Below are 15276 nucleotides of genomic sequence, written 5' to 3'. Positions count from 1 at the left end.
CCTTTATGGCCTAATTGGGAGACGGCTAAAGATTAAAGGTTTATGCGGTATGTTGAGGTATAGAACACTTGTTTCTAATACCTTAATTCTCTTGGATAGTCTAACACCTAGATGTTAGACTATCGCATTTTGTCATCTTTTGTTAAAAAAATACTAGTTAGAGTAAGTTTTCTTTTTGGAAAACATTAAGAAAGGGTTTACTTTTAGAGTGCAAATCATTTAAAGAAAAACCAATCTTGCTTAAAACACTAGTGTTTTTAAGTAAAGATGTAGTGTAAATAAATCAAGGAATCACGGCCTTTTTTTATCACACTATTTGTATGAGAACAATTTAGAGTTTTGAACCTTGTACTGTGTTTTTTCTTTTTAAGAATCACAACAGTGAGTGGTTAAAACAAAAAATCACTCACATAGATTATATGAACGATGTCTGTAGTATCAGAAAAGCCAAAAGAATAGGGCGCACTGAAAACAATTGTTCAAGGTTTCGCCAAAAACCTACTTGTTCAGAAACTGAAACAAGTTTGCCCCAAAAGTTAACAAGATACGCCCTACATAGATATTATAAACAAATATATAAAAATCTAATGTAAGGCGATCTATTAGTCAGCTCGTGGCAATTTGGCGAATTTAGAACGAGTAGACATCTTATAAACAAGTATAAACTTGTTATAGATCGACATAATTTAATGTCAAAGATAATAAATTAAAATAGATAATACAAAATTAATTCATCTATAATTATGATAGATAAAACTTTTCATCAAAGAATTGAAGAAGCATTAGAATTTTACGGGCTAATTGCTTATGATTTAGCTATTTTAATAAATTCTAATTCAAAAAATGTAGAAGACATTATAAAGGGTGAAGTAGGATTGGGGTATGCGAAGATGGTAATGATTAGTGATGTTTTTGGATTGAAATATTATGAGTTTGGTAATCCCAAAAAAAGATTTTTACCGATACAAAAATTAGATATATCTGTACAGAAGGTTATCTTAGAGAGAAGAGGTAAAGGTATTGCTAAAAGAGATAAAACAAATTCACTTGCAAAGGAATTAGATCGTTTAATTTTAGAAGGAACATTCGATTCACCTATAACAGCTTCAAAGGCATTTTCAAAAATGAATTTGAATAGTAATAGTCGAAAAAGTACTGAAATTACAAATCTGTTAAATAAGGAACCAAGAAATAATAAGATACTTCGTTTAAAAAATAAAATAAAGAATAATTTAGTGTTTATTCATAAAGATTTTTACGATGATTATAAAGGTTTAACGAAAGCCGAATTAATAGAATTAATTGGAGAATAAATACTATCTCAAAAGCCATAATAAGCCAAATCATTCCCCTAGCTTCCTATTTGTCAATAGTAGCTTATTTAAAGTGTTTTTTGATGTGGTTTATTATAGTAATTAAAGAAAAAGAAAATTGACACAACAACACAACATACTAAAGTATTGGAGAGACATTGAGGTATTTAATTTACCTGGCTTTAATAAAGATGCTGTTCTATTAGATTTAAATCAGATCCTACCTTGGATGCTTGACCAAACAAAGACTAAAGATAATTATAAGTGGAGGTACACACTTTATTTTGGTAAAATTGGCAATAGTAATATTATTAGCTATTTAAATACATTACTTAAATCAGAACAGATTCAAGATTGGCAAGAACCAGTAACTGGTTTTAGCTGTTTATCTGCCTTAATACTTAATGAGAATGGATCAATAGAGCAAGATAGTTACATACTGGCTAGTTATATACTTGGAATTAAAGCTCTTAAAAGTGGTAAAGACTTATCTACTATATCTGAAGAACTAGAAAAGGTTAAGCAGGATTTTATAGAAAGACATAATATACTTGATAACTCTAGTGACTCATATCAAAAAGGGGATAAGCCTTTTTGCTTAACACAAATCCAAAACGAGATTGCATATCTGTCTTGGCTAGCTCCTTGGCTTAATTCTGATATTAAAGTGTTTGTTTTAAAAGAACAAGTTTATAAGGATAGTGAGGCTGTAATTAGTTTTTTAAATAGTTTTTTCCTTGATGATCTTAACTATTTAATTAGTATAAAAACTAGTGAATTCAGCCCAAGTTTAAAGCAATATCTTACCCTTAAACCCAGTATTGATAAAAGAAGAGACTTAATAAAAGACAAATGGCATTTATTTAAGGCTCTTAATCCTTGCTATCTTACCATGGGAAGGTGGCCTTCTAAAATTGAATATGGACTTTACTCGGCTCAAAGCGCGGCGGTAAACACAATCTTTAAAGACCTTAAGGACTCTGAAGGGATTCAAGGAGTAAACGGACCTCCTGGTACGGGTAAAACTACGCTATTGTTAGATGTTATTGCTGAGGTAGTTGTAAAAAGAGCTCTTGTGATATCAGATCTAGGTTGTGATCATATTTTTGATCAAGGGCATAATGTTATACCTAAAGAAAACGGCTTTGATTTATATACTTATCCTCTTAATCCAAAACTTCAAAGGGATTTTGGAATTGTTGTGGCAAGTAACAACAATGCAGCGGTTGAGAATATAACTAAAGAGCTACCTTGTAAATCAAAAATAGATAATGAAACATTTTCAAAGGCTAGTTATTTTTCAAATTATTCCCAAAGACTTATACATCAGCCTAGTTGGGGGGTTTTAGCAGCAGCCCTTGGAAATAGTGAAAATAGAACACTTTTTAAACAGGCTTTTTGGGAATCTAATGAAAAAGAAAACCATTTTGGCTTTGAAGCTTTGCTTTATAGTGTTTATAAAAAGACTGATAACACTAATCTTTACGCTAGAGAATTTGAAAAGCAAAATCAAAAATTCAAATCCTTGATAAGCGAGTTTACTCAGTTTCAGAGCCTTTCTAGTGAGTTTCATGATTTACTGCCAAAGTGTATTGAAAATCAGAATCAAAAAGATAAACACTTATCTGCGATAGCGTTAATTGAAAAGAAAGTTACGGATTGTGTAGATAGGGAAAAGGAGCTTTTAAATCAAAAACAGGAATTAGAAAATGATTTTAGCAAAATAGAATCTACTTTAGGGGTCTTATCACTTAGAAAACCTTCTTTTTTCTTTTTTCATAAACTTTTTAAAACCAGTAATTTTACAAGTTGGGATGCTCAGGCTAGTGAAATACTACAAGAGTTTAATAAAATAAATAAACAAATTTCTGATTTAAAAAATCAGATAGACAGCTGTTTAAATAGCATAAAGGATTATCAATTAGAAAAAAAAGCACTAGGTCTTAAGATTGAAAAACTCGATGAGTTTTTTATCTATTATAATAATATTAAAAGAGAATTAAACCACAAATACGGCATTGATACTAATGATATTTGTGATTTAAATTTTTTAGATAAATCAATCAAGCAGATACATCTTTTAAACCCATATCACTCAAAGAAGATAGCACGTTTAAGAAGTGAGATATTTTTAACTGCTTTAAAATTGCATGAAAATGCGATTTTAGTTAATGCAAAGAAAATTAGAAATAATTTAAATGCATACTTTCAGCTAATACAAAACACGATAAAGACAGATGATAAAATCTATCAGAATCTTTGGGATACATTTTTTCTCTGCGTTCCTGTTGTATCAACCACACTAGCCTCTGTGGGGAGGTTATTCTCTAGTTATAGTAAGCAGCAAATAGGTTGGTTGTTACTTGATGAGGCAGGTCAGGCTACAGCTCAATCCGTTGTAGGGGTGATTCAAAGATCTAAAAGATGTGTAGTGGTAGGAGATCCATTACAGGTAGAACCTGTAGTTACAATGCTTGTAGAGCTTGTAAAAAGACTAAGACAGGAGTACAGGGTTGATATTGACTGGTCTTATTCTAAAACATCAGTACAACAATTAGCCGATAGAATCTCAAGATATGGAACTTATATGGATGTAAGTGGAACTGATAAGAAAATATGGACTGGTTTTCCACTTCGCACGCACAGGCGTTGTGATGATCCAATGTTTAGAATTGCCAATGATATTGCCTATAACGGGCAAATGGTTAAGGCCACTAATCTAACCCCTGAGGCGCAATCATTAGCAGTATCACAGTGGTATAATGTCAGTGATCAAGTAATACTTCAAGACAGACATATTGTTATTGATGAGATAATGCTATTAAAAGAAAAGATTTTTCAATTAAGAAGCTCAGGGTTTAATAAGCAGATTTATGTAATCTCTCCTTTTAAATCAATAGCTCGTTATTGTCACAATGAATTTTTATATGACAAAAAAATAGAAAGTGGAACCATACACAGATTCCAAGGAAAAGAGGCAGATGTTGTGTTTTTAGTTTTAGGTGGTGATCCTAGATCACAAGGAGCAAGAAACTGGGTTAGTCAGAAACCCAATATGCTAAATGTAGCCTTAACAAGAGCAAAGAAAAGGTTTTATGTAGTTGGTAATAAAAATCTATGGAGTAATTGTGATTATTTTAATGTAATGGCTAAGGAGTTAAAATAGCTTTAGAGTATCTGTAATAAAAAATAAAAAACACAGTATTTAACTTCTGTGTTTTTGTTTTTTACTAGCCTAGTGCCTTGTAATTGTAAAGCTTTTTAAATACTGATCTAATCCCTGTTTTTTCTTTTATATGTGTGCTTAACTTTTAAAAATTCTAATGACCTAAAATACAAACAATCGTCAATCTAAGCCTAATTACGCCCATAAATACCATTATCACTTAACAGTTACTTTTATTACTAGTTTGCTCCATATCTAATATTTATGATCATGGAAAAAAACACTAATAATAAAATAATAGAGAAGAAAAAGACCGTTTGGCATAAACACGGCTTTGCTTTAACTGATCAGCAACAAAAAGAGTTTGATAGATTACTATTGAAATACAATATTAATAATAAGACTAGATTTATTGTTTCTCGTATTTTTAGTGAATCTATTAAGGTAGTTGTAATAGATCAAGCTTCTTTTGAGTACCATGCTAGCCTTACCAATCTTATAAACTATTTTAAAGCCTTAGGGATAAGTTATAATGTTCTAGTAAATAGAACAGATTTAGCTGTAGATTCTCAAGAGATATTAAAAGATATCTCTGAGATTACTATTGAACTATCAAAAGTGTGTCAAGAGATTATAAAACTCACCATATCCTTTGAGAATAAAGTCTTACAAACAACTAGGGATTATGGTAGTTAGAATTGGAAAGGGAATTGATATTTTAAAGCCTTTAGTATATAATCAAACTAAGGTAGATAATAAGTCTGCTTGTATATTAGGGGTAAATAAAATAGCACTTCCATTATATAGCCTAGAAAATGCAAGTAAGTATTTTTATAGTTACTTTGAGCCTTATTTACTTAATAATCTCAGAACTGTTACTCCTGTTAGACACATATCAATTAATCCTAATCCTATAGATAAACTAGATGATCTTACTCTTTTAAAGATAGCCAAGGCTTATATGGAAAAAATAGGTTATAAACACCAACCCTATATTATCTATAAACACTTTGATCTTAAAAGAGTACATCTTCATATTGTTTCTGTGTCTATAAATAATCAAGGATATCAGATTAATCGTGATTTTGATTTTATAATTGCTCAAAATGCCTGTAAAGAGCTTATCAAAGAATTTAATCTAACAGATTATACTAAAAAATATAAAGTAGAGGTAGACCTAGACCTTAAGGTTGTAGATTATAGAGAGTCAAATCTAACCCGGCAAATAGATAGTGTTGTTAGTAGTTTACCTAAGTATTATAGTTTTGAAGATTTTGATAGTTATAACGCTATTTTACAGCTCTTTAAAGTCAAGGCTAGATTAGGAAACAATAAAGAGTTTAATTCTATAATGTATTTTGCTCTTGATCATCAAAATAAAGAAATTAGTAATCTAGTAAGCTCAAGTAAACTTTCTTTAAAAGTAGATATAGACTTTTTAGAAAAACACTTTAAAAAGTCTATTAAAGCTAAGGACTTAAATATTGATAACAAGGTTAGTGATCAAATAAGATCATATCTTTCTCAAAGTAAAGATTACAAGCACTTTAAAAAACTACTCACTAACCAAGGAATTAATCTAGTTACTGATAATAAAGATAAAAGTAAGTTCTATTTTGTTAGTCATAAATATAGACGAGTTTTTTCTTTTTCTCATATTGATAGACAGCTGTCTAATAAATTAGATAACGATCCTTTTTTTAATACCCTTTTAAACAACTCTAAAAAGGAACAAGATCCTATTGAGAGACTTGTAAAACATAGATTTATTGAGTTAAATAAAGAGTTTGATAGCTTAAAGGTTCATCCTTGTTTTGAGTTTGTGGATAATTATTACAACTCTTATAATAAAGCAGAGTTTGTTAGTTTTTTTAATTTTCTATTTACTGGCCCAGTGGATGATTTAGATCAGAAACAGTTTATGAATCTTAAAAAGAAAAAACGCAAAAAGAAAAGACATATTCTTTAAAAGAGTGAAATACTTTATATGGGCATGGATATATGTAAGGGGAGTATTTAAAAAATAGGTGTGATTATTTAAAATTAAAAGGTATGATAAGTATGTTCTTAGGTCTTTATTTTTTTGTTTACTTTTCAATTAAAAGTTTTGTTTCTTTTCTTTTAGGCAGTAAGTCTAAAGAAGATTACACTGTATTAACTACTGATATTATTGGTAAAAGCACAACTAAAATAAACTACAAAAAGCTAAATAAAATTAGAAGATCCTCAGAGAGTCTAACGGATTTACTAGAAAAAAAACAGGGTGACTCTTTTAAAGAAATAGCAAAAAGACTCAAATAATATGGTTTGTGTTTAGGCTTTGTTTTAAACAAAAAAAGAATAACTGTGTTTTTACCCAATTATAAAAACAAGTGTTTCTTATCGTTGTTATTTCTCGTTTTGTGTGTTTCTTGATTTGAAAAAAAAGATTAATCCAATAATTAGATTAAGTAAACTGATAAATATTTCTTTGTTTAACTCATCAAAGGGTTCATTTATAGTATTATAGCGATACACTAGATTAATTAATATAAACAGTGATACAGTTATAAGTAGGTAACTTATAAAGCGTAGTTTTTTCTTCATTTTTTTTTTCGTATTGTATTAATTAACATGTCTTTAAATAGACAAACTTCATTAATGTGTTATAATTATGTGTTTTATGTATCAAGGTTATAATACATTGGCCTTATGTGATTTTTACTATACAAAAGTATGTTTTTAATTTAAATTTATAACTTTAAGTTGTTGTTTTTTGCAAATTATGTGTTTTATTGTTATAATTTATCTTTAAATATTGTTTGTAAGGTTTTTTAGTTGAATTGTATTTTTATTTAACTTAGAATTACTTGAAGATTAGTACTCTTTAATTTTTTTTTGCTCTTTTTATAGCTTTACAGGTTATATGCTAGTTTATTTTTAAAAAGTATAGAAATAAATAGTACGCTTTTTAATTATCTGTAAATCAGATGCCAATTGGCTTTGTAATTCAGAAAAAATTCGTATATAAGAAGTCGTTATCTGTCTTTTTACTTTTATCCTTTAAAGTCTTATTGTATATAGTCTTGTGGTTAGTTAGTTTTAAAATTCTTTTCGGTTTTATAAGAATTTCTGTTTTTTTCATGCCAATTGGCTTTACACCTTTTTTAAGCTTTTGAATTTTGTATGGTTAGCTAACAAGACTATTAACCATTAAAAATTTAAATCATGAATGTTACCCGTTTAGAATTCATCTCCTGGATGGAACGACTCTCTACAAAACTTGATGCTTTAAGTGAGCATATTGCCAAGGTTCAACTCCAAACTTTAAATATCGATGGAGAAGAACTTTTAGATAATCAAGATGTTTTACAGATTTTAAAGATAAGTTCTCGCTCGCTTCAAAGGTATAGATCTGATAAAAAGCTTCCTTATTACAGATTAAAAGGTAAGATATATTATAAGCTCTCTGATGTGCAGCAGTTTATACGAGACAGCTTTGCTGTTCCGGTAAGAGAATAGTAAAACGACTCTAAAGGTCAAACACATACCTTTTTGTGCCAAAAATAAGTACAAAATGGTCTAGGAGATACTTTTGGGGTATTAATCAATTAACCTATTAATTATGGAAGTAAAAAAAAGCAGTGAATCAAAACATGATATCTTACTTGTTAGTGATTCAAAGGATAACAAAATTAAAGCCGTACAGGGCTTAAGTGAAAACGGTAATCTTAAAAGTGCACCAATTAATAAGAATAATTTAAACTCATTTTTAAGATTAGATAAAAGCGGAGATTTCTTTTCTAATTTTTTCACCAATTTCTTTTCTCAATTAAAAGACCCCACTAGGTTTAGTTTTTTTAGGGTTCCAGAGAATTTAGCCATTAGTTTGTCTAAGCAGATGCAAGGTGAGTTAGACTTGAAAAACACTTTAAATCATCAGCTGTATCTATCCCATCAAGTAGATCCGAAGCAAATGATTCAAAGTATTGAAAATAGTACCAATAAGGATATAACCTCTTGTAAAGAATATAATCCATATAAATACAATATTGATCATATAAACTGGGAATCACTTAGTCAGATAGGACTCTCAAAAGAGAAACTCGAAGAGATGGATCTTTTAGAACCTTTATTAAAGGGATATAAAACAAAAGATTTAGTTCAGGTTAATCTTAATTTGGGATCTGCTGAGTTTTCATTAGATGCGCGTCTTGGACTTAAACATGCCCCTAACGGAGAGGTTGTAATGACTCTTGAGGGAGTAAAAAAGTACCCAAATTTAAATGTACCTTTTCAAGGACATGAGTTTACCAGGCAAGATAAACACAATCTTTTAAAGACAGGTAATATGGGAAGGGTAGTGGAGCTTTTAGATCCTGAGACTAATTCTTATATCCCATCGGTTGTAAGCGTGGATAGATTAACCAATAATATAATGGTTACTAGTGTTGAGAAAATGCAAATTCCAACGCATATAAAAGGGGTTGATCTTTCTGAGAATCAATTAAATGAGCTAAGACAAGGAAAAGCGGTTCTGGTTAAGGCTATGAGCTCAAGTAAAGGAAATCCTTTTGATGCTCATATTCAGTACAATGCCTCTAAAGAGCATATAGAATTTTTGTTTGATAAGACAAATAAAAATAAAAAGATCTCAAATCCTGAAGACTTAAAGGTCTTTAGAGGAAAGACTCTAGATGATAATCAGTATAAAGAGCTCTTAGAGGGCAAGACTGTGGCCATTGATGGACTTATTGATAAAAGAGGCAAGCCTTATAAGGGTTTTATAAACTATGATAAAATAAACAATAGAACTAATTTTTCTTTCACAGATCCTAGTAACCCTAAGATCATTGAGAGTCAAACACAGAATAATAAAGAGGCTCAAAATAGAAATAAAGGTTTAAAAATTTAATATGGAACTTATTATAACACAATCAGCAAGCGTGGCTAGAATTCTAGCCACGTTTTTTAATGCAAACAATAGGCATTTTGATTATTATAGCTCACAGACTCATTTGGTTGTATGGATAGATGATTGCATGGTAGATTTAAAGCCTTTAAACTTTAAACAAGATAATGACTCTTTTCTAGGGAGAGATTTTTTAGACTATAAATTAAAACTTGTAAAAAGGACCAATAAAAAAACGCCTTGTGTTGTTCAAAGTAAAAAAGTGCAGTTAATAAAGGAGCTCATCCTTAAATCTAAATCTATTGTTATTGCCACAGAGCCAAGTTTGGCCCAAAGAAGAAAATTTGAGTATTTCAAAGAATTCTTTAATATAACCTTGCCTTGTAAAACCCTATGGCTTTATAGTTTAGAGAAATCCTTTTTAAAAAATCACTTATGTTTAGATAATACTACTTCTTGTTTTAAAACTTATTATAACAGGGACCTTATCTTTAAGATTGTTCAAAATAGGTTAAGTAGGTATTATTACAATCAAACAGGAACAAAAATTAAACTAGGTCTTATTAAAACTGTTCTTATCGCTTTATTATCTAAAGAGCATCTAAAGAGCGCGAATAGTCAAACTAAAACTTTCTATAGGGTAAGTGTCGAGCTTAGTTTTAAGGAGAAACTATTTTGTTGCTTTTTTGAAAAAAAGTATAAAAAATTAAAACAAGCCCAAAACTTATCTGGTTTGCTTAATAAAGATTCAAGGGTAGAGATAAGCGAAAAAAACATACAAACTCTAAGGCAAAAGCAATTACTTTTATATGATTTTATAAGTCTTATAGTATGCGTTAACAAGTTATATGGGTTTTCTTTTAGCAAAACAAAACAGGCCTTGCTTAGTCTTTACAGACAAAAATTTATTAGTTATCCCCTTACTTTAAATAATTATCTGCCTAGTTGGTATAAATCAAGTATACCAAGATTATTAAACGCCTTAAGAGATTATCCCTTGTTTAAAAAAGAGCTGTTAACTTTAAAATTAGCTAGGCTTAATTATAAGGATGTGATCGTAGATAGTGATTTAAAAACTCACGGCATTATACCTACTTTAAAGATACCAACTTGTTTAAATACGTGTGAAAAAGTAATCTATCAGTTGATAGTAAAAAGAACAATAGATTGTTTTACCCCTAAAGAAGATGTAAAAAAAGTTAGTTTAAATCTCTTTGTAGATGATGCAGGTCTTGATTTACCCTTAGAGATTTACAAGGGAGAGTTCTTAAAGGATAATTTGGTAAACCAAGTCGATACTCTAGAGCAGCTTAATGGTATGAAAGTTTTTAAAATAGAATCTGTAAATATTACAACACACACAAAAAAGCAGAATGCTTTGTCTAGTATAGAGGGTTTGTTTAAAAAACTAAAAAAAGACTTTATTAAAACCTTACACGAAAACGCAATTTCCCAAATACATTTTTGTTATTTTACAGATCTTTTTCTCGGTCTTAGTTTAATCCTTGATCAGTTAATAAAACAAGAGTATTTGTATATAGACAATAAAAATCTTGTTTGTACAAACAAGGCTCTTGATCATTATTTTAAAACAAAAGATTTACCTGTTTCTAGCCTTGCTTATTTATTTGATTTTGAGGTTTTATTTTTCAAGGCAAATCAAGCAGAGATAAATAAGCAGATGTTTTATAGTATCAGTTGTGAAAAGCTTAAGGAGTTAAGCCAAAGCATCTCTTATTTAAAAGAGTTAAAAGAACCTTTAAAAGGATCTTGTCCTAAGTGTTTAGGTGGTAAATTTGAGCTTAGCTATCAAAGGCTTGTTTGTTTAAATAAAACTTGTAATTGGACTATACCTAGATTAGTCTTTGGAGTACACCTATCTAAGAAAGAACTTGAAGAGTTATTGGAACTTAAAAAAACAAGTAGAGTATTTGTTTTTAAAGCGAGAGATAACATTTGTTTTAAAGCGTATTTGTTTTTAGATAAAAACGCAAGTCTTATGTTTGATACAGTTAAATAATATTTAAGCTAAAAGATAGAGATAGTTTGTTTTAAAATACCTATCTCTATCTTTGTTTAATTTATTTGTTGTTATTAAGTAGGTGTACTAAATCTGGATCGTTTTCAATGCGTTTAATTTCATTTTTAACCAACAGCTCAACGTCTTTTTTTATTTGATTGTAATTATCTGTAATAGCCCTATCTAGGTGATCATTGCCTTTGTAGTCTGTAAAAGAGGTAAGAGTTGGTATTTTTTTATAATTCATTTCTTGATTTTTTATCCTATCAGAATCTATTAGTATTTGTGCGTGGAAAAACTTCTGCTTTATTTTTTGGGAAAAATCATCAGATACAGCCCCAACAAACATCCCTTGACTTAAAGACGATATTTTTGAAGCGGGGATAAGCATATCGAGCTGAGTGGAAAAAGAGGTGGATCTATCTTGCCTAGTAATAGATATGCTTTGGCGTTTTTGAAGTATTTTTCCAAAACGCTCAGATAAGCTCTTGGCTGTATCTCCAACTACTTGACCAGAGAAAATGTTACCCACCGTGTTTTGAATGACTTTGCTCTCTTTATCTCCATAGTCTCTTACTAGTTGAGAGAAATCCTGAAAACCTAAGCACACCGCTACTTTATTACTTCTAGCCGTTGCAATTAAATTATCAAGGCCTCTGAAGTAAATAGTTGGAAGCTCATCTATTATAATGCTACTTTTTAGCTGGTCTTTTTTGTTTATCAGCTTTACAATACGAGAGTTGTAAAGACCAAGTGCTGCTGAGTAAATACTCTGACGATCTGGATTATTTCCCACACAGAGAATCTTGGGCTCACTGGGATTGTTAATATCAAGGGAGAAATCATCTCCACTCATAACCCAGTACAGGGATGGAGATATCATACGAGATAGCGGAATTTTTGCCGATGCAATCTGTCCTTGAAGCTGATCTTGAGCTCCTCCTTGCCAGGCGTCCATAAAAGGAGAGAGATAGTTCTCTAAGGAGTCGTACGAGGTTAAAATAGTAAAAACATCTTTGTAGGGTTTGTTAAGTAGCTCAATTGCATGAGGAAAGGTGCAGTGTTTGCCGTTTTTGTAAATCTTTAAAAACCATATAATAGCCGCTAGAAGGATAATTGGTGATTCTACAAAAAAATCACCTTGTTTTTGTATCCAAGATCGGTTAAGATTAAGCATAATGGTATAAGCAGATTCATATGCGTCGGAGATATCTGTTATAAACTTAGGGTTTATTGGGTTACACCTGTGGCTTTTTCTTGGATCATCGAAGTTTATTACATAAAACTTAGGCGTTATTTTGTATTTATGAGCATGTAAAAGAAGATGGTTATAGGCAATAGTTGAAAGATCATCGTATTTAAAATCATAGATATACATGGCAAAGCCTTTTTCTATTTGCTGCTTGATAAAACTGTTTATAACCGCATAGGTTTTACCCGAACCTGGAGTCCCTAGAACAATTGTAGCTCTAAAGGGATTAACTACATTAATCCATCCATTATGCCATTTTTTTCGGTAGTAAAATTTAGTTGGAAGATTAACCGAATACGGGTTTTGCAAAAGTCGAGTCTCTTGATAAAAACTTTCATTCTCTAAATTAAAAACATCTTCTAAAAGCTCCTGATTTATAAGTCTACTTAAATATGCTCCCGATACAAGAAGTAGTATATACCCGATTGATAAAGTTGTGATGTATAGGATATTTACAATAAGTAAGTTTATTTTTAAAAGAAAAAAGTTTAAAAAGAAAAGCCCAGCTCCCATTAAAAATAAAATAGCTACTTTCTTTAAAGTGATTTTTTGATTTTTTACCCCTGTGTTTCCCAAAAGACTTAAAGCTAGAAGTAAAATAGAAAATATCTTAGTATAGAGTGGATGTGCAAATAAATTTGCTTTTGAGTTAAATCCTAAAAGGATTTTATCAATCACAGGGTGGGTTAGCCCAAGGCGTATAAATAAAGAGTAACAGAACCAGTATATGTGCAGAAGTAGTATAATAATACTAACGGCTCTTAAAAAAGATAAAATCTTTGAAAGGGCTCTTAAATCATCTTCGCTTTGCATAGTTTTATATTTTTAAAAATTAGAATATTAAAAATATAGGTTATTGCTTCTTTTTTATCTTATTGACTCTTAGAGGGTTTGTTTGTCCTTAAAAGACAAGACTATGTTTTATATTAAACCAACTAAAAATGCTATAGGTTTTCAGCTTTGGGGAAGTTGTGAAGATTTAAGTGAGCTGTATGATTCTTTTTCTATTTTCTTTAATGATCAAATTCTATGATTCGGAATTAGAATTTGATTCTTGTGATAAAATTATAAGTGGGGTTTTATATGAGATTAGAAAAGCCTTTAATGATAGTAGATTAAAGCGAAACTCGGGCCATTTAATTGATAGTGAGTCTATTTAATGTATCTCCGTTTATTGACACAATGCTATTTTTGTTGTGTACTAAGCCATTTTTAATAGTTTTAAATAGAAAAATAGATAGAATAGGGGGGGGAGTGATTGAATATACACCAGGAGAGTTGTAAGGGAAAAATGATATAATCATTAAGAGTTAACTCAAAGCTAACTCTTAATGAATTATAAAATAAATCTCAGTCTTTTATATGCTTTATCCTATGGGTTAAACTCGTTTGTTTTTATTGATTTCATCTTGAAGCTGTCTTCTGATTTTTTGTTCTCGCTCTAAGGATGATCTTTTATATTCTTCAAGTTCACTTTCTGCTTCGATTTGTTTTCTAGTGGCATCCTTTGTGTTGGTAAAACTTTTCTTGAATTGGATAAATAAGATACCTAAAACCAATAGGAGTATTAAAATAATAGACCAAACTATTGTTTTAAAAGTACTTTTATGGGTACTGATACCTATAAAGTCAAGATTGTTTTCTTTATCAATTGCAATTGTTAGGTTTTCTTGAAGAACTTGTAATTGATTGGATAAAGAATCTATGGATTTTTTTTGTTCTATAAGAGAATTCTTATTCTCTCGTATAGTAGTTTGTAGGTTGTTTATCGAATCCTTTACATTTTGTTGTACTTGTTGTAATTTATTTTTCTCTACTACCTTGTAATTTTGCCAATTATTTGATTGGCTAATTAGTGTGTTAAATTGGTGTTCTATTGTATTTGTATCGCTTTGTGAGTAGCTTGATAAGGTAAATGTTAGTAAGGTGGCAGATAAAATAATGGCTTTTTTCATTAATTAAATTTTTGAATAAGATTTGTCTATAGGCATATATAAAGATTGAATGATTTATTTAAATTAAACGTAAAGATATTTAGAAAAGTATATACTTACCCATTAGTGTCCGATAAAACTTATTATTAAGGGATTATTTTATCATAACATATTGAAAGTAAGCTTTATTTAAGTATAGAAAACCACCGCCTTTGGCGGTGGTGATGTTTTATAGGCTATGCCTTTTATAGGTTTGTACTATAAAACATTTAAAAAGTGAGTAAATATAGAAAATTAACGCATGTGTATTACAAATGTGATTATCACATAGTTTTACACCCAAGTATCGTTTCCTAATTTTGGAAGGAATGGTAAAAAGTTTGATTGAGTATGATATTCAATTGATTAGTAGTTGGAAAGGAGTGCAAATTCAAGAAATGAATGTTCAAAAAGATCATATTCATTTAGTTTGTTCAATTCCTCCAGAGGTATCTATCAGTGAATTTATGGGTATTCTTAAAGGTAAATTAGCCATAAAGCTCTTTAAAACTTATCCAACATTAAAACAGAAACCATATTGGGGTAATCATTTTTGGTCCAGAGGATATTTTGTCAGTATCATAGGACTTGACGAAGATATGATAAAACGATATGTCAAGTATCAAGAACATAATGATAATCAATCATAATGCCCCTTTGG

General features: G+C 30.0%; 10 protein-coding genes and 1 pseudogene. 9 read left to right on the top strand and 2 right to left on the bottom strand.

Features of this window, described 5'->3' with window-relative positions:
* Positions 1–743 precede the first annotated feature (743 nt).
* The 8 genes from E0Z07_RS15415 (at position 744) to E0Z07_RS15375 (ending at position 11390) form a co-directional block, all read left to right on the top strand.
* Positions 744–1313: a hypothetical protein gene (locus tag E0Z07_RS15415; protein ID WP_131540954.1), complete on the top strand. Its 570-nt coding sequence runs from the start codon at positions 744–746 to the stop codon at positions 1311–1313.
* A gap of 118 nt (positions 1314–1431) precedes the next feature.
* The gene (locus tag E0Z07_RS15410; protein WP_131540953.1) at positions 1432–4479 is read left to right on the top strand and encodes a DEAD/DEAH box helicase; all 3048 of its coding nucleotides are present in this window, start codon (positions 1432–1434) and stop codon (positions 4477–4479) included.
* 270 nt (positions 4480–4749) lie between these two features.
* On the top strand, positions 4750–5175 hold the full coding sequence (locus tag E0Z07_RS15405) for a plasmid mobilization protein (protein ID WP_058699859.1): 426 nt from the start codon (positions 4750–4752) through the stop codon (positions 5173–5175).
* Positions 5165–6448 carry a relaxase/mobilization nuclease domain-containing protein gene (locus E0Z07_RS15400; RefSeq protein WP_131540952.1) on the top strand — a complete coding sequence of 428 codons (1284 nt, stop codon included), beginning with the start codon at positions 5165–5167 and terminating at the stop codon, positions 6446–6448. Before E0Z07_RS15405 ends, E0Z07_RS15400 begins: the two co-directional genes overlap by 11 nt.
* A gap of 83 nt (positions 6449–6531) precedes the next feature.
* Positions 6532–6780, top strand: a complete 249-nt coding sequence (locus tag E0Z07_RS15395; protein ID WP_058699861.1) for a hypothetical protein — start codon at positions 6532–6534, stop codon at positions 6778–6780.
* 906 nt (positions 6781–7686) lie between these two features.
* On the top strand, positions 7687–7980 hold the full coding sequence (locus E0Z07_RS15385; protein ID WP_006258064.1) for a helix-turn-helix domain-containing protein: 294 nt from the start codon (positions 7687–7689) through the stop codon (positions 7978–7980).
* Between the two features lie 103 nt (positions 7981–8083).
* On the top strand, positions 8084–9373 hold the full coding sequence (locus E0Z07_RS15380; RefSeq protein WP_131540951.1) for a DUF4099 domain-containing protein: 1290 nt from the start codon (positions 8084–8086) through the stop codon (positions 9371–9373).
* A 1-nt stretch (position 9374) separates the two neighbouring features.
* Positions 9375–11390 (top strand): DNA topoisomerase, encoded by a 2016-nt coding sequence (locus E0Z07_RS15375; RefSeq protein ID WP_131540950.1) that lies wholly within the window; start codon positions 9375–9377, stop codon positions 11388–11390.
* 61 nt (positions 11391–11451) lie between these two features.
* Here the strand turns inward: E0Z07_RS15375 and mobC are convergent, their stop codons facing one another.
* Both mobC and E0Z07_RS15360 read right to left on the bottom strand, forming a co-directional pair.
* The gene (mobC, locus tag E0Z07_RS15370; protein WP_131540949.1) at positions 11452–13455 is read right to left on the bottom strand and encodes a conjugal transfer protein MobC; all 2004 of its coding nucleotides are present in this window, start codon (positions 13453–13455) and stop codon (positions 11452–11454) included.
* Positions 13456–14021: 566 nt separating this feature from the next.
* Positions 14022–14597, bottom strand: coding sequence for a hypothetical protein (locus E0Z07_RS15360; protein WP_016649235.1), 576 nt, complete (start codon positions 14595–14597; stop codon positions 14022–14024).
* Between the two features lie 255 nt (positions 14598–14852).
* On the opposite strand from E0Z07_RS15360, the pseudogene tnpA reads away from it, so the two are divergent.
* Positions 14853–15265, top strand: a pseudogene (gene tnpA, locus E0Z07_RS15355) (IS200/IS605 family transposase).
* Positions 15266–15276 lie beyond the last annotated feature (11 nt).

The sequence above is a fragment of the Myroides odoratimimus genome, from assembly GCF_004337635.1.
In the GTDB taxonomy this organism is placed as follows: Bacteria; Bacteroidota; Bacteroidia; order Flavobacteriales; family Flavobacteriaceae; genus Flavobacterium; species Flavobacterium odoratimimum.
Note: the sequence above shows the minus strand (reverse complement) of the source record. Positions and strands in the feature narration are given on the sequence as shown.

Excerpts from the sequence above, each read along its gene's own strand:
- E0Z07_RS15385 (WP_006258064.1), top strand. The coding sequence starts at position 7,687 with ATGAATGTTACCCGTTTAGAATTCATCTCCTGGATGGAACGACTCTCT.
- mobC (WP_131540949.1), bottom strand. The coding sequence starts at position 13,455 with ATGCAAAGCGAAGATGATTTAAGAGCCCTTTCAAAGATTTTATCTTTT.
- E0Z07_RS15395 (WP_058699861.1), top strand. The coding sequence starts at position 6,532 with ATGATAAGTATGTTCTTAGGTCTTTATTTTTTTGTTTACTTTTCAATT.
- E0Z07_RS15375 (WP_131540950.1), top strand. The coding sequence starts at position 9,375 with ATGGAACTTATTATAACACAATCAGCAAGCGTGGCTAGAATTCTAGCC.
- E0Z07_RS15400 (WP_131540952.1), top strand. The coding sequence starts at position 5,165 with ATGGTAGTTAGAATTGGAAAGGGAATTGATATTTTAAAGCCTTTAGTA.
- E0Z07_RS15415 (WP_131540954.1), top strand. The coding sequence starts at position 744 with ATGATAGATAAAACTTTTCATCAAAGAATTGAAGAAGCATTAGAATTT.
- E0Z07_RS15380 (WP_131540951.1), top strand. The coding sequence starts at position 8,084 with ATGGAAGTAAAAAAAAGCAGTGAATCAAAACATGATATCTTACTTGTT.
- E0Z07_RS15360 (WP_016649235.1), bottom strand. The coding sequence starts at position 14,597 with ATGAAAAAAGCCATTATTTTATCTGCCACCTTACTAACATTTACCTTA.
- E0Z07_RS15405 (WP_058699859.1), top strand. The coding sequence starts at position 4,750 with ATGGAAAAAAACACTAATAATAAAATAATAGAGAAGAAAAAGACCGTT.